Genomic DNA, 14,496 nt, shown 5'->3' on the forward strand with positions numbered 1-14,496 from the left:
GAGGGAGCATCGCCGTCCACGGTCACCGTGTCCCAGGACACCGCTGGGCGCTGGTTCGTGTCGCTGCTCTGCGACGACCGGATCGAGCCCGGCCCGGCCACGGGCGCGGTCGGTGTCGACGCCGGCCTGGACAGCCTGCTCACCCTGTCCACCGGCGAGAAGGTCACCAACCCCAAGCATGAGCGCCGGGACCGGGCCGCGCTCGCCCGCGCCCAACGCAACCTCGCCCGCAAGGAGAAGGGCTCCGCGAACCGGGCCAAGGCACGGCTGAAGGTCGCCCGCGTCCACGCCCGGATCACCGACCGGCGCAGGGATCACCTGCACAAACTGAGCACTCGACTCGTTCGTGAAAACCAAACGATCGTGATCGAGGACCTGACGGTACGCAACATGCTCCGAAACCACCGCCTCGCCCGCGCCATCGGCGACGCGGCCTGGCGGCAGTTCCGCACCATGCTCGAATACAAGGCCGACTGGCACGGCCGGACCCTGGTCGCCGTGGACCGCTGGTTCCCGTCGTCCAAGCTGTGCTCGACCTGTGGTGCGCTCGCTGCGCGGATGCCGCTGCACGTGCGGTCGTGGACCTGCCGATGCGGGCAGACCCACGAACGTGACGTGAACGCGGCCCGCAACATTCTCGCGGAGGGGCTCTCCGTGATCGCCTGTGGAGGCGGTGTAAGACCTCAACGAGAGTCCTCTCGGACGGGGCAGTCGTCGGTGAAGCAGGAACCCCCTGGGGCGACCCAGGGAATCCCCGCCCTTAGGACGGGGAGGACTGTCAAGCCAAACTGCTCGCCGTGAATCTGTCCCGTCGCGTCATCGTCGCGCTCGACCACGACAACGCCCAGGACGCCGCCGCGACGGTCGACCGTCTCGGCGACGCCGGTCAAGCGTACAAGATCGGACTGGAACTCCTGACCGCCGCGGGCCCGTCCCTGGCCGCCGGGCTCGCCGCCGCCGGCAAGGACGTCTTCCTGGACCTGAAGCTCTTCGAGATCCCGTCGTCCGTCGCCGCCGCCGTACGAGCGGCCGCCCGCCACGGCGCCACCATGGTCACCGTCCACGCCACGGCGGGATCCAGGATCCTGGCCGCGGCGGTGGAAGCGGCCGCGCCGTCCCCGCGGCTGCGCGTCGTCGCGCTGACCGTCGTCACCAGCCTCACCGCCGCGGACCTCGCCGAGGTCGGCATCGACGCCACCACCGAGGAGCAGGTCACCCGCCTCGCGCTGCTGGCGCGGCGGGCCGGCTGCCACGGCGTCGTCGCCTCCCCGCACGACGCGGCCGCACTGCGCCGGCTGCTCGGCCCGGACCAGCTGATCGTCACGCCCGGCGTCACGCTGCCCGGCGCCCCGGCCGCCGGCGATCACGCCCGCCCCGCACACCCGGTGGACGCCTTCCGTGCCGGCGCGTCACACATCGTCATCGGCCGCGCCCTGACCCGGGCCCCGGACCCCGCCGCCGTGCTCGCCGCCATCGTCGACGACCTGCGGGCCGCGGCGACCTGAGCGATCCGTCAGTCCCTGAAGTCGGGCCGGGGCTCGGGCGGTGCGCCGCTGACCCTGGTGACGATGTCGCCGGCCACGTCGCGGAGCTTGCGGTTGCGGCTCTGCGACGCCCGGCGCAGCAGGTCGAAGGCGGTGGCGGCGGTGCAGCGCTGCTGCGCCATCAGGATGCCGATGGCCTGGTCGATCACGCTGCTGGAGACCATGGCCTCGGCGAGCTGATCCAGCAGCTGGGACTGGCGGAACTGGCGGACGGTGAGCGTGAGTGCGTCGGTGCACTGCGCCGCGATCCCTTCCGCCTGCTTCCGGACCGGCGCGGTGAACACCTGTGTGGCGGCCGCGTACAGGTTCATCGCGCCGAGGCTCTGCCCCTCGATGATCAGCGGCATCGACAGTGAGCTCGCGATGCCGTGCGCGACCGCGTGCGGCCGGTACGCGCTCCAGCGCCGCTCCCGCCTGAGATCCTCGACGAGGATGACCTCGGCCTCCCGCATCGCGTCCAGGCACGGCCCTTCGTCGGCGCCGTACTGGATCTCGTCGACCTGACCGGCCAGCTCGTCACTGACCGCCACCGAGAACGGCCGCCCGTCCCGCCGCACCGTCACCCCGCACGCCACCGCCGGCGTCACCGCCGCGGCGGCGACGTGCACCAGCCGGTCGAGGAAGTCGTCCAGGTCGTGCGCCTGCACCAGCAGCCCGAGCAGCTGCGCGGCGGTCGAGTGCGGATGCTCGGTCACGACGGGCCGCCTTCCTGAGGTCGGCACTGAAATCATCTGATCTCATCTGCATTGCCCAGATCCGCCGCGTCCTACTCGCCCGCCAGCAATCTGTCTGCGCCGGTTGCGCGGATGGTCCCTGGCGACCCGCTCGTTGCCGTGCTTGTAGTTGCCCGTCAGACGCGCCATCAGCTCCTGCGGATCGCCCTCGTCCACCTCGGCCAGAAACCGTGCCGCGGCCGTGCCCCGCAGCACCCCCGCCGGCCGGCCGTGATGCAGCAGCTTGACGTCGCCGCTCTTGCGGATCCGGTACGTGAAACCTTCAGGCGCTCCGCTCATCCCGGAATCCTGCCCGACGGCGGCGCCGCCCACGATCGAATTACGTCACTGCCCTCGGCCGCCGGGCCGGTGCCGGTCCAGGCGGTCGACGGCGAGGTGCCTCATGGAGAGGTTCGCACGTACGCGAGCGCGCGGGCGACGTTGGCCGGGACGTCGTCGACGGAGTCGAGGACGAGCCGGTCGTCGGTCCAGCTGGCGAAGCCGTCCCGCCGGGCCAGCACCGACTCCCAGGTGGGTTCGGCGTCGCCGGCGATCGGGTTGTCGGCCCGCTCGGCGAGGCGGCGGCGGTGCAGGGCCTCGTCGGAGCAGACCACCTCGACGAACCGCAGCGGCACCTCGTGCCGGGCGGACAGGTCACGCCACTGCTGGCGGGCGACCTCGGCGTCGTTGACGGCGTCGACGATCACGGTCTGGCCGAGCTTGAGCATCGCGCCGGCGAGGGCACCGACCACGACGAACGCGGCGAGCCCCGTCGGCTGGTCACGGTCGACGCCGGCGGCCCACAGCGCGACCTCGACCGGGTCGACGGGCAGGATCGGCGCCGGCAGCTCCCGCGCCAGCTGCCCGGCGATGGTGCTCTTCCCGGTCCCCTGCAGCCCGCACATCACGATCAGCACCCAGACAGGCTGCCACAAACCTCAGCGGACGCGCTTGCTCAACGGCCCCTCGTAGGGCGTCCGGTACACGAACAACATGGCGGCGACAGTACCGTGCGGGGATGCTGTCGACGCGGTTCACGAGCCTGGTAGGAGTGCGGCACCCGATCATGCTGGCGCCCATGGGCGGCTCTGCCGGCGGTGCGCTCGCGGCGGCCGTCTCGCGGGGCGGCGGGCTCGGGATGCTCGGCGCCGCGGACGGCGACCCGGCGTGGCTGGCGCGCGAGGCGCCGGTCGCCGCGGCCACCGGGCTGCCGTGGGGGATAGGCTTCCTCACCTGGATGACGACCGTCGACGCGGTTCGGCGGTCGCTCATGTACGGGCCGCGAGCCGTCATGCTGTCGTTCGGCGACGCACGGCCGTACACCCGCATCGTCCGCGACTCGGGCGCCCTGCTCATCCTCCAGGTCACCGACCTCGCCGAGGCCCGCGAGGCGCTGGACCTCGGCGCCGACGTCGTCGTCGCGCAGGGCACGGAAGCGGGCGGGCACGGCGCGCTGCGTGGACGCTCGACCCTGCCGTTCGTGCCGGCGGTCGCCGACCTCGCCGGGCAGGTGCCGGTCCTCGCCGCGGGCGGCATCGCCGACGGCCGGGGCGTGGCGGCGGCGCTGGTCCTCGGCGCGGCCGGGGCGGTGATCGGCACCAGGTTCCAGGCGACCACCGAGGCGCTCGTGCCTCCCGCCACCGCGTCGGCACTCGTGGCGGCGCGCGGCGACGACACCGAACGCAACCGCGTCCTGGACATCGCCCGCGGGTCGCGCTGGCCGTCGCGGTACGCGGCCCGCACGCTGCGCCACCCGTACATCGACCGCTGGCGCGACCGCGAGGACGAGCTCGCCGGCGACGAGCAGGCCCGGCGCGACTACCAGGACGACGTGGCCCGCGGTGCCGTCCCGCCGCTGCCGATCTGGGCCGGCGAGGGCGTCGACCTCATCACCGACCTGCCGTCGGCCGCCGCGCTCGTCCCAGCGCTCGCCGCCCAGGCCGAGGCCGCGCTGGCCCGCTGCTCAGGTGGTGCCCCACCGGTCTAGGAACTCGCCGACGGTCAGCTCGTCGAGCTGGTTCTGCACGTACCCGAGATAGTCGGCGTCCCCGTGTTCCAGGTCGGGCTTGAGCCCCAGCGGCACGGCGAGCACGACCTCACCGGTGTCCCGCCGGGTGACGACCAGGTGCCCGTGCACGGTCGGCGTGCCGGGCCCGCCCGGTCCGATGCTGTCGTCGAACAGCGACTGCACGACGCCCGCCGCGAGCAGCCGCACGACCGCCCACCGCCCGGCCTTCGCCGTCGTGACGACGTCGGCCGCCAGCACCTCACCCGCAGGCGCATCCAGATCGAGCTCCACCGTCAGCCCCGCCACTTGGACGCGAGGCGCTCCAACGCTTGCCGCGTCGCGCAGCTCTCCTCGATCACGTCCGGCACCACCAGCGACACACGCACCCCCGAGCGTCGGTCTCGTCGAAAGGCACCAGGAAGTGCCCTTCTGTCGGTCGGCCGCGACGCGTCCTACCGTCGGTGCTCCACGGTAGCCACTGAGAGGAACGGCGCCACAACGTCCCGGTACTGCACCCACACGTACACCGCCGCCCTGCCCGGTCTGTTGGTCGACAGCTACCTCGTCGAGTCCGCAGACGGTGTCGTGCTCATCGACGCGAACCTGCTGCAGTCCGACGTCCGTGCCCTCTCCGCCCGCATCGCGGCGCTGCGCAAGCCCCTGCTCGGCGCCTTCGTCACGCACGCGCACCCGGACCACCTCAACGGCCTGCCACTGCCCACCGGCGACGACGTGGCCGTGCACGCCGCAGCCGACGTCGCCGACACCATCGCCCGGATCGCCGACGCGAAGCGCGCCCAGTGGCAACCCGTCCACGGCGACGCCGCGAATACTGCTGATCGTTTGAGCGGTGCTGCTCATATTCCGCACCGCCCTGACCCAAAATCCCCCTCGCAATACTCACGTATGTAAATGTGTCCCCACACTGACTCCTCGCCGTTGATAGCTTCCGCGTGCACAGAGTGCCGGGGGAACACGACGGAACGGGGAAGCATGAAACGGCGTACGTTGATGAGCGGCATCGCGCTCGGTGGTGCGGTCGCGGCGATGCCCGGCATCGCGCTGGCGGCTCCCGCCGCTGACGACCTGGCGGCCATCGAAGGGCTCGTTCAGGAGTACTTCTCGGGGCGCGCGCTCCGGGTGACGCACGGAGGCGCGTCGGCGGGGCCGGTGGATCTCCTTGTGCCGTCGACGCGTTCGTTCACGCAGCGGCAGCGGTCCGACCACGAGCAGCTGAAATCCCGGCGGGCGGTCTTCGGGCGGTTCGGTGGCTACGAACGGTCGCAAACCAAAACCACGGTGCTGTCGGTGAGCGGCGACGCGGCGCGACCGCTTGCGCGGGTTCGGGAGGAAACCACGCTGTACTTCGTGAGTCCCCGCGCGTGCGGCGGGAGGTTTACTGCATACACTGTCGAGCACGACGTGCAGTTCGTCCGCGACGGTGGGGTCCTTCGACTGGACAGCGCTCAGTTCATCTCCAGCGACTACCGCGACCTGCCCGAGACCCAGTTCCTCGACGCCGTGCCGGCGAAGTTCCGGGGTCCCGGCCCCGCCAAGGGCAGCGGCATCAAGCCGGGCACGGGCGAGCCGCCGCGCAGCCCGAAAGTGGTTGCTGGGCAAACATTCGGCGACCGAACGAGCGCGAACCTCCAGGTGGCGTACGACTACGGCCGGATGATCGAATACGCGATCAGGTACGGCCTGAACTACGATCCGAGCGCCCTGTACTACAGCGACGACTGCACGGCGTTCATCTCCGAGTGCATGAACTACGGCTTCTGGCAGCACACCGGCAGCTGGCCCGGCCAGGACCGGACGAGCAACTCACAATGGTTCCGGGGCTCCTACACCTGGACGACGACCTACTCCTGGGGCGGCGCCGAGAACTGGTACTGGTTCGCCACGGGCTCCGGCCGGACCTACATCCTCAGTGAGCTCGATTGGATGGTGCCGTCCGACGTGCTCCAATGGAACTGGCCGAAGGGCAACCCGCCCGACGACATCCTCGACCACACCCAGATCTGCACCGACATCTACATCGACCCGGTGCTCGGTTTGGGCGACCAGTACATGACCCAGCACAGCAGCAATCACCACGACTACGTCAACCGTTCGCTGAACTACATTCTCAGCTACCAGACTTGGACGTATCAGTTGTATGCGCACAGGACCTGAGACCTCGTGATGCGAGCACGGTTGTTGACGGTCGCCGCGGTGCTGGTCATCGCGGCGGCCGGCGTGCTGCTGTACGTGACGCTGGGCCGCGGCGGGCCGCGCAACGCGACAGCCCTGGCGACCGTCAGCAGCTACCTGCAGGCCCTGTCGGACAATGACCGGGACGCCCTCACCGAGCTGGCCGAGCCGTACGGTCGCGGCGCCACCACCGGCGAGAGGGCGATGGTCGACGCGCAGCTCAAGCGGTACGGCGGCAAGCGGGTGCTGGTCGAGTCGCTCACGTTCGTCAACGCGCTGTGGATGACGAGCGGCGGCGCCTGTCAGGCCGTCTTCCGCGGCGTCATCGGCGGCGGGCCGGCGAGCTTCGTCGTCGGCATGCAGCTCAAGCCCGAGGGCGGCTGGCAGGTCACGTCCGTCGACGAACAGTTTCCGAGGCCGGACACCCCCGCCTGCAGCTGAGCGGTCTAGCACCGGCTCCCGCCGATCACGCCGCCGGGCTGTCGCGGGCGCCGCGCCGGGCGTTGGTCAGGGTTATGGGGTCACTGCCAGGTGGATGAGGACGGGGTGAGCTATGTCGACGTGGCCATGGCGCCGGGATGGAAGGTTGGCGGCTACGCGAAGTGGAGCCTGACGGACCTGCGCGACACGCGGTGCCGCCAATGCACCGGGCCGACCTCCCTGGTGCTCGTCATCGACTCGAAGGAATACGACGGCGGCACGCAGAAGCGGTGGCGGCCCGCGAAAGATCCCAAGCCGACCGCGGCGCAGCAACCGGCTGGCCTGCTCGTTGGCAGGTGGGGCGCCCTACGCATATTCGCGTGGCTGACGTGCCCCGACGCCCCGTTCACGCTCGACCAGCAGTAAGAGCTCGGCGGATGAACTGGTCGACTCGGGTGTCGAGCCGCCGAACAAGATCCGGTCCGCTCAATCCGCCACAAGCGCGCCGGGCCCTCGACGCCGCGGAGCGATGCATCCGGATGCCGGGCGACGTCGACCCAGCGGGCAGGTACGGGCTCGGACGACGGCCGCCGTTCTTGCCTGATCAGCCCGTAGCCCACGGCTTGGACTCGATTCAGGTCCAGCGTGTCGAACGTCCACCGCGGCAACGCGCGTGCGGCCTCCGTCGCGTAGCCGTGGCCCCACGCGGCATCGTGGAAGCAGTAGCCGAGCGATGCACTGCGGTACACCGGATTCAACCGGCTCATGCCGCACCACCCGACGAACGCCCCGTCGGCATCCCAGACATTCGGTGCCGACCACCCGCAAGGGATTTCCGGACGCCCGTAGCGGGCAGACTGGGAGGCGTGGACGATCAGGGGCGGGCGACGTTCGTGCTGCATGAGCACGCCAAACCGCGGCACCACTTCGACCTGCGCTTGGAGGAGGACGGGGTCCTGCGCTCGTGGGCGGTTCCCCGCGGCCTGCCGGACGACCCGAGGCACAACCGTCTGGCGGTCGCGGTGCCGGACCATGACCTCGAGCACCTGACCTACACCGACGCCGACAAGTCGATTGCCGACATCGGCTGGTGGCAGGAGGTGGACCGCAACGACAAGCGCATCGTCTTCACACTGCACGGCCGGGGCGCCCCGCGAACGTACGCGCTGATCAGAACGGACTCGGACTGGCTGCTGCACCTCATGAAGGCCTAGTGCTGTGACCACTAACGTTCACCGGGTTGGTGGTGTTGTGGTTCCTCGCCGCACGGATGCGTCGAGCGACTCCCCACCATGCTGGTTGGGGCGGGCCTCAGCCGGCCAACGGACCCGTGCCGCCGTCTCCGCCGTGCCTGCCATCACGCCGCCGTCTGATGCGGTGGTGACGTGATGACGTGGTGGGGGTCGGCGTGGGTCACGCCGGGACAGTCCGGCACCGGGGAGGTGCCGTCCTGCTCGACGGTGCGTGAGCACCTGCGGCAGCACTGCTGCCGCTGGGGTGCTGGTGCCGCCGCCCGCAGCAGCTCCGGTGTGCCCGGGGGTGCGGGTGGCGATGGTGGCGGCCGCGAACAGGTCGCGGTGCCCGGTGAGGTTGCAGTGCCGGCAGGTCATGGTCCGACCGGCTGGTTTGGTGATCTTGTTGCGGCAGCTGGGGCAGGTTGAGGAGGTGCCGCGTTCGTCGACGAGATGGACGGTGATGCCGGCGAGTTCGGCCTTGTCCCGCAGCACGGCGATGGCGCGGCCGACCTGCCACTGCCGTAGCCGCAGGTTGTGCCGGCGGCCGGCGGGTAGGTCGAGCACGCCGCGGGGGTCGCCGACGGCCAGGATCCCGACCTGCTGCTGCACCGCCCAGCCGATCACGGTCTTCGCCGCCTCATGCTGTGCCTGCCGGACGCGGCGCTGGTGCCGGGCCTCGACCAGGCGGGCGCGGCGGCGGGTCTTGCGCCACCGCCGTGATCCACGCTCGCCGGGCTTCGGCGCTCGAGCGGCGGTCGCCCGGCTGCGGTGCCTGGTGTCGGTGAGGTGCATGCGGTGTTCGGCCCGGACCGCTCGCCCGGATACCAGCAGGCCGTGCCCGTCCGGTCCGGCAACCGCGTACGGGTGGATGACGCCGAGGTCGACGCCGGCGACCCGGGCCGGGTCCGGACCGGCGCCTGCCGGATACACGGTGACGGGTACTTCGGCGGTGACCTCGACCCACAACCGGCCGCCCTCGGCCAACAGGGTCACGGACCGGACCTGCTCGGGCGGGTACGGCACCGTCCGGTCCAGGCGCAGCCACAACGGTGCACACCCACGCGTGACCGGCAGCCGCAGGCGCCGCCCGTCCAGGGTGTAGGTGCCGTGGTAGTAGCGGACCGGCAGCAGCCCACGCCGCCTGCGCGGAAACCGCGCGGACAGGTCACCGGTCCGACGGCGTTTCGCCGCCGCGAACCACGCATCCGAATACCGTCGCAACACTGACCTGGCACCCGTCGTGTCCAGGTCACCGAAGGTGCCTGGCCCGGCCGTGGACAGCTCCCGGCACAAGGCCTGGTACGACACCACCGGCGGCGCCTGATGCCGCCACCGCCAGTGGTTGACCTCCAGCACACACGCCCACACGTCGCCGGCCGAGCGCAGCAGCCCGAAGCACCGCTCCCGCTGACCACGCGTGGTCCGCAACCCCACCCGGCAGGTGCGGTGCACCACCCGAGCAGCAGCAGGATCACGACGGCGAGACATGCGAACACTCAAGCACAGGGGTATGACAGAAAATCCCGGCCAACGTTCGTGGACACAGCCCTAGCGACCGGTTCGAACTGAGTGGACCCGCCGTCCGTCATCGGCGCGGCGAGCGCGATCGGGCCGGACGGTGCACCGTCCGGCCCGATCGGGGCGCAGAACCACTCCGGCTTCGTGCCGGAGATCCGGGGTTCAGCTGCAGGTGGAGCCGTTGAGCTTGAAGCCGGTGGGGGCGCCGGCGTTGCCGGTGTGGTTGGCCTGGTAGCCGATGGTGGCGGAGGCGCCCGCGGCGAGCGTGCCGTTGTAGCTGACGTTGGTCGCGGTCACGGTGCCGCTGGACGGGGAATAGGTCGCGCTCCAGCCGCCGGTGATGGTCTGCCCGGAGGGGAGAGTGAAGACCAGGTTCCAGCCGTTGATGGCGGTGCTGCCCGTGTTGGTGATCGTGATGTTGTTGGTCAGGCCGGTGTTCCATGCGCTGACCGCGTTCACGACCCGGCAGGTGCCGGCACCGCCCGGGCTGCTCTTCGAGGGCGAGGGCGACGGCGATCCGGGTGTCTTGGACGGCGACGGCGAGACGGGCGGGGTGGTGGGAGACGTGCCGCCGGCGGCGTTGATGATGGCGCTGATGATGCCCTGCTGGGTTACCGTGTTGGAGCTGCGGTTGAACAGGCCGAGCCCGTACTGGCCGTTGTATCCGTTGTCCCAGTAGGCGCTCGCCCCGCCGTACTTCTTCGCGGTGGCGACCACTGCCTTGGCGAAGTTCGCACGGTAGGTGTTGTTCGCCGCGTCGGCCGACGTCTTGTCGACCGAGCCGTACTCACCGACGAAGAACGGATATCCCTTGGTGACGAAGGTGTCATACATCTTCTTCAGCGTCTGGTCCATGTAGTCTTCCTGACCCCAGGTCGACTTCTTGGCCGGGTTGGTCGCGGCCGCACCCCACTGCGTGATGTTGCCGTCCTCTTGACCCGCGAAGTCCCACGGGTCGTAGTAGTGCACGGAGATCATGAGTCGCTGCTCGCCGCTCGGGATGGAGGACGACCGATAGGTGTCGGTGGGCAGCGAGAAGCCGTAGCTGCCCGTCGTGTACTCGATGTTGGTGTTCCAGCCCGGAATGAGCAACCATCGCGACGCGTTGGTGCCGCCGGTCCGCCGGACGGTGTCGACGAAGATCTGGTTGTAGGCGACGATGTTCGAGTAGCACGGCTGGCTGGGGTTGCCGTACTGTCCGTCGAACTCCTCGTTCATCGACTCGAAGATCAGGTGATCGTTGTAGCTCGCGAACTTCGTCGCGACCTGCTGCCACACCTTCTGGTATTTGGCCTTGATCGTGGTCTGGTCCGACGCGTCGCAGACCAGCCAGGAGCCGGTCACGCTCTTGTAGCCGTCGCCGTGCATGTTGATCAGCACGTACAGGCCGGAGTTGTAGGCGTAGTTGACGACCTCCTGGATCCGGCTCAACCAGGCCGAGTCGACGGTGTAGTTCGGGCCGGCCCCGATCTTTCCCAGGTACGACACGGGGATGCGGATCGTCTTGAAGCCCGATGCCTTCACCCGGTCGATGAGAGCCTGGGTGATGACCGGGTTGCCCCAGGCCGTCTCGCTGGGAATGCCATTGGCGTTGGCCTCCAGCTGGTTGCCGAGGTTCCACCCGGCGCCCATCTCGGCGACCAGTTGGGGAGCGGTCAGCTGCGCCGCGGCGTTGGCCGCGGTCGACCTCGCCACGCCGTACACGGCTCCGGTGAGGGCCAGGCCGGCGGCAAAGACTGCGAGCCCGGCCCTCCTAACTCTCGAACTCATGCAGATTCCTCTCGTACGGTCTCGAGCGCCGGACGTGGCGGCGTCTCCGGTCCGAACCTGGCGAGGAGTGTTGCCACGGCCGCAACGGGTGTCAATCGATGCGCTTCGACGAACGTGTTCGTTAGGCCGCCGAAGGCCGCTGAACAGCGGTTTTCCGTCGACGACCGCGAAACCGGCTCTGCATCTTTCGGAAATCGTCGACAATCCTGGTTGCCTGACCAGCGGGCGGGACACCGCCACTCGGCCGTCAGGGACGGCGTAACACTCCGGCTCCGGACAGCGGTCCCGAACCACGACCGGGGCGCGGATTCGCGGCTCAGCGCCGACCGGCTGCACGCACATCGGCGGCGTCGGTCGTCCGTCGCTGGGAGGTGCCGCGCTGATCGCGGCCAGATCCGGATGTGCCGGCGCCGGGCCGGCGAGGCGACTCGTAAGATCCAGGACGTGTCCGATCTTGCTTCCCGGTTTGCCCAGCTCGCTGGCGAATACGGCGCCCGCAAGCGGGCGGCGACCGCGCTCGTCGAGCGCTGGGACTGGTACAGCTGGCCGGGCCTGGATCTGCGTCCGTTGCACTTCGAACGGGACCTGCTCAGGCCCGGCCGCAGGCTGGATACGCGACCGCCGGCGGACCGGGATGTCCTGCGGATCGGTTTCGACGCCGAGGGCCGAGCTGTGGTGACCGAGGAGTACTCCGGCTTCCTGCGCGGCCGCCTGTACTACGAGACGTTCGTCCGCCACGGCAGCGACGTGGTGGAGGTGGCGCATTTCGACACGGACGGGCCCATCTACCTGCACGAGTACCGTTTCGTGGGTGGGCTGATGCGCTCGGCTGACACCGTCGCGCGGCGCGGCTCGGGGCGAGAGTCGTATACGTACGCCCACGGGCGGATCAGCCGTGTCGAGATCGAGCACGACGGTCGGCCACGTTCAACGCTGATGGCCGAACACGACGACGACGGCCTGGTCCGCCTCGTCGAGGTCATGGGCCACTGGTCCGAAGTGTGCTACGAGCGGCCGCCGGCCGGGTTCGACCTCGACGTGGCATGCCGGGCGATCGAGGACGCCCTGGTCGCGTTGATCCCGGACGCCGTGGCGCGCCTGACGGTCAACGGCCCCGCCGCCTGCGTCGCGCTGAGCTATCACCAATCGCGTGCGCTGTCCGTCGAGGTCCACGCGTGCACCGCGGACGAGCGCGCCGCCCTGGCGGCGATCGACCCGCATGCCGCATGGTCGCCGGCCGACTTCGAGACCGGTACCGACCTCGACCTTGCCGAGGCGGGACCGGTGCGGCTGGTGTGGCAGGAGCTCGCCCTGCTCGACGCGGCCGACCCCGGCGCCGGATCCGAGATCGGGCGTCGACTGTTGTGTTCGGCGGCCGCTCGGCTCAACCTCCGCGACTGGTCGGACACGCTGCCAGTCACCGACGACTTCGTGGTGTATGCGGTCGACCTTGAGCTGGTCGACCTGGAGCGGAACCTGACCGACTGCCTGCCGCCCGACCGGCTCGCCTCCCTACGCGCGCTCGGCCCGTCATGACCGACCCAGGCCCAACCTGCGCATCCGTACATCGGCCGTCCGGCCGTCGGGCGCACGGGCGGATCGTGGCAGGTGAGGATGTGTCGGACCGGAGGGGATTTGAACCCCCGGTGGGGCGTGGCACGCCGGCGACCCCACGCGCCTTCGAGCCGCCCGTGCGTGCCCGGCCTTCGGCTCGTAGCGCTGCTATAACCCGACTCTGCCACCGGTCCGGACACAGCATGGCTCAATCTCTCCAGCCACGTCGACGGGTTATGGGCAGCGCAGCGAGCGGATCGCGGCTCCGGACGTCCGGGAACGTCCGGGTCGCTGCGGTCTTCCGATCTCAGATCCGGGTCATGGCGGAGGCGTAGCCGCCTCCGCCGGGGTAGGTCCATTCCCCGGTGACCGTGGTGTCGTCGGCGCTGAACGTGCCCTCGTAGTAGGCCGGGCTGCCTTTCGCCCCGGCCCAGATGGTCAGCTTGTCGCCGACGAGTTCGTAGACGTAGTCGAAGGTGTTGCCGGCTGCGTCGTAGAACCGCGACACCACGTCGGCGCCGGCCGGCTCGCCGAACGGGTGCAGGTTGCCGATGACTTCCAGCCCGGTGACGGCTTGGCCGAACTGGTTCAGTTCGACGTGCTGGAGCAGGAAGAACCGGCCGTCCATCCACTCGTACCGCACGGTTCCCTCGGCGCCGCCGGTTACCGTCCAGGTGCCGACCAGACGGTCCAGGGCGGTCAGTTCGGGGCTCGGCTGGGTGTTCTCAGACATCGTGTCCTCCTTGGCGGTTGCTTGCCGGCACCTCGGAGGTGACGCCCGGGCTTTGACATCTACGTGATGTGACCCAGGACACCCCGCCTGGGCGTCAAGGTTCGCGGTCGGGCCACGAGGTAGCGGCAACCACTCACCACGGAGGAAGTCATGACCACCATCGCCGCCACCGGTCCCGCAGTACGCCGCTCGGCCGACCGCCTGCTCCTCGCCGGCAGCCTCGCTGGGCCGGTCTTCTTCGCTTCAGCCGTGACGCAGATGCTCACCCGGGACGGCTACGACATCACGCGGCACCCGATCAGCCAGCTGGCCAACGGAGGTCTCGGCTGGATCCAGATCACCACGTTCGTGCTCGCCGGCTTCGGCGGGATCGCCCTCGCCGTCGGTGTCCGACGCACGCTCACCGAGGGCGCCGGCCGGCGTGTGCTGCCGATCTTCGTCGGGATCTTCGGTGCCGGGCTCGTCGCGGCGGGGGTGTTCGTCATGGATCCGGAGTACGGCTTCCCGGTAGGGGCTGCTGACGGGCCGGTCGGCGAGATGTCCTGGCACAGCATCGCGCACTCGGCGGCGGCAGCGATCGCCTTCACCGCGCTGGCCGCCGCAGCCATCGTGCTGACCGTTCGTCAGGCCCGCCGTCGCGCTGCCCTGCCGGCGGTGCTGAACGGCCTCGCCGCGCTCATCCTGCTGATGCCGATGTCGCCGAGCCACATGAGTATCCAGATCGCCGTGAACGGCCTGGTGGCCTTCACCTGGACGACGGTCGTCGCCGTCTCCCTGCGCCGTTCGAGCTGGTCGGCGTAGCGTGATC

At 70.1% G+C, this 14,496-nt stretch carries 17 protein-coding genes, 1 tRNA gene and 1 pseudogene; 10 read left to right on the forward strand and 9 right to left on the reverse strand.

The window, feature by feature from the left end:
- Both AB0I21_RS48695 and pyrF read left to right on the forward strand, forming a co-directional pair.
- Positions 1–801: RNA-guided endonuclease TnpB family protein (locus AB0I21_RS48695; RefSeq protein ID WP_360571497.1), on the forward strand; the 801-nt coding region annotated here is incomplete at its 5' end.
- Positions 798–1,505 carry an orotidine-5'-phosphate decarboxylase gene (gene pyrF / locus AB0I21_RS48700; RefSeq protein ID WP_360571499.1) on the forward strand — a complete coding sequence of 236 codons (708 nt, stop codon included), beginning with the start codon at positions 798–800 and terminating at the stop codon, positions 1,503–1,505. The genes AB0I21_RS48695 and pyrF, both read left to right, overlap by 4 nt.
- An 8-nt stretch (positions 1,506–1,513) precedes the next feature.
- Here the strand turns inward: pyrF and AB0I21_RS48705 are convergent, their stop codons facing one another.
- The 3 genes from AB0I21_RS48705 to AB0I21_RS48715 form a co-directional block, all read right to left on the reverse strand.
- Positions 1,514–2,239: a GAF and ANTAR domain-containing protein gene (locus tag AB0I21_RS48705; protein WP_360571501.1), complete on the reverse strand. Its 726-nt coding sequence runs from the start codon at positions 2,237–2,239 to the stop codon at positions 1,514–1,516.
- 42 nt (positions 2,240–2,281) lie between these two features.
- Positions 2,282–2,590: a hypothetical protein gene (locus AB0I21_RS48710; RefSeq protein ID WP_360571503.1), complete on the reverse strand. Its 309-nt coding sequence runs from the start codon at positions 2,588–2,590 to the stop codon at positions 2,282–2,284.
- Between the two features lie 68 nt (positions 2,591–2,658).
- Entirely contained in the window at positions 2,659–3,174 is a 516-nt protein-coding gene (locus AB0I21_RS48715; protein WP_360571505.1) for an AAA family ATPase, read from the reverse strand.
- 101 nt (positions 3,175–3,275) lie between these two features.
- On the opposite strand from AB0I21_RS48715, the gene AB0I21_RS48720 reads away from it, so the two are divergent.
- Positions 3,276–4,244 (forward strand): nitronate monooxygenase, encoded by a 969-nt coding sequence (locus AB0I21_RS48720; RefSeq protein WP_360571507.1) that lies wholly within the window; start codon positions 3,276–3,278, stop codon positions 4,242–4,244.
- Here the strand turns inward: AB0I21_RS48720 and AB0I21_RS48725 are convergent.
- Positions 4,221–4,556 carry a hypothetical protein gene (locus AB0I21_RS48725; RefSeq protein ID WP_360571509.1) on the reverse strand — a complete coding sequence of 112 codons (336 nt, stop codon included), beginning with the start codon at positions 4,554–4,556 and terminating at the stop codon, positions 4,221–4,223. The two genes, AB0I21_RS48720 and AB0I21_RS48725, sit on opposite strands and share 24 nt — an antisense overlap.
- 255 nt (positions 4,557–4,811) lie before the next feature.
- Between AB0I21_RS48725 and AB0I21_RS48730 the strand changes: the two genes are divergently transcribed.
- From AB0I21_RS48730 to AB0I21_RS48745, 4 genes are all read left to right on the forward strand, one after another.
- Entirely contained in the window at positions 4,812–5,177 is a 366-nt protein-coding gene (locus AB0I21_RS48730) for an MBL fold metallo-hydrolase (protein ID WP_360571511.1), read from the forward strand.
- 99 nt (positions 5,178–5,276) lie between these two features.
- Positions 5,277–6,440, forward strand: coding sequence for an amidase domain-containing protein (locus AB0I21_RS48735; RefSeq protein ID WP_360571513.1), 1,164 nt, complete (start codon positions 5,277–5,279; stop codon positions 6,438–6,440).
- Positions 6,441–6,449: 9 nt separating this feature from the next.
- The gene (locus AB0I21_RS48740; RefSeq protein WP_360571515.1) at positions 6,450–6,899 is read left to right on the forward strand and encodes a hypothetical protein; all 450 of its coding nucleotides are present in this window, start codon (positions 6,450–6,452) and stop codon (positions 6,897–6,899) included.
- A 105-nt stretch (positions 6,900–7,004) separates the two neighbouring features.
- Entirely contained in the window at positions 7,005–7,304 is a 300-nt protein-coding gene (locus AB0I21_RS48745) for a hypothetical protein (RefSeq protein ID WP_360571578.1), read from the forward strand.
- 206 nt (positions 7,305–7,510) lie between these two features.
- Here AB0I21_RS48745 and AB0I21_RS48750 read toward each other — a convergent pair.
- Positions 7,511–7,780 (reverse strand): annotated as a pseudogene (locus AB0I21_RS48750) (GNAT family N-acetyltransferase); the annotation flags it as partial.
- On the opposite strand from AB0I21_RS48750, the gene AB0I21_RS48755 reads away from it, so the two are divergent.
- Positions 7,772–8,092: a DNA polymerase ligase N-terminal domain-containing protein gene (locus tag AB0I21_RS48755; protein ID WP_360571576.1), complete on the forward strand. Its 321-nt coding sequence runs from the start codon at positions 7,772–7,774 to the stop codon at positions 8,090–8,092. The pseudogene AB0I21_RS48750 and the gene AB0I21_RS48755 sit on opposite strands and share 9 nt — an antisense overlap.
- Before the next feature lie 18 nt (positions 8,093–8,110).
- On the opposite strand, the gene AB0I21_RS48760 is transcribed toward AB0I21_RS48755, so the two are convergent.
- Complete coding sequence (locus AB0I21_RS48760; RefSeq protein ID WP_360571517.1) at positions 8,111–9,601, reverse strand: transposase; 1,491 nt, start codon at positions 9,599–9,601, stop codon at positions 8,111–8,113.
- Between the two features lie 192 nt (positions 9,602–9,793).
- Positions 9,794–11,401 (reverse strand): cellulase family glycosylhydrolase, encoded by a 1,608-nt coding sequence (locus AB0I21_RS48765; RefSeq protein WP_360571518.1) that lies wholly within the window; start codon positions 11,399–11,401, stop codon positions 9,794–9,796.
- A 399-nt stretch (positions 11,402–11,800) separates the two neighbouring features.
- Between AB0I21_RS48765 and AB0I21_RS48770 the strand changes: the two genes are divergently transcribed.
- Positions 11,801–12,937 (forward strand): hypothetical protein, encoded by a 1,137-nt coding sequence (locus AB0I21_RS48770; protein ID WP_360571520.1) that lies wholly within the window; start codon positions 11,801–11,803, stop codon positions 12,935–12,937.
- Between the two features lie 84 nt (positions 12,938–13,021).
- Here the strand turns inward: AB0I21_RS48770 and AB0I21_RS48775 are convergent.
- Both AB0I21_RS48775 and AB0I21_RS48780 read right to left on the reverse strand, forming a co-directional pair.
- Positions 13,022–13,149, reverse strand: a tRNA-OTHER gene (locus tag AB0I21_RS48775).
- A 113-nt stretch (positions 13,150–13,262) separates the two neighbouring features.
- Complete coding sequence (locus AB0I21_RS48780) at positions 13,263–13,688, reverse strand: hypothetical protein (RefSeq protein ID WP_360571522.1); 426 nt, start codon at positions 13,686–13,688, stop codon at positions 13,263–13,265.
- A gap of 150 nt (positions 13,689–13,838) precedes the next feature.
- Between AB0I21_RS48780 and AB0I21_RS48785 the strand changes: the two genes are divergently transcribed.
- The gene (locus AB0I21_RS48785; RefSeq protein ID WP_360571523.1) at positions 13,839–14,489 is read left to right on the forward strand and encodes a DUF998 domain-containing protein; all 651 of its coding nucleotides are present in this window, start codon (positions 13,839–13,841) and stop codon (positions 14,487–14,489) included.
- Positions 14,490–14,496: the final 7 nt, after the last annotated feature.

The sequence above is a fragment of the Dactylosporangium sp. NPDC050588 genome, from assembly GCF_040654975.1.
GTDB classification, from domain to species: Bacteria; Actinomycetota; Actinomycetes; order Mycobacteriales; family Micromonosporaceae; genus Dactylosporangium; species Dactylosporangium maewongense.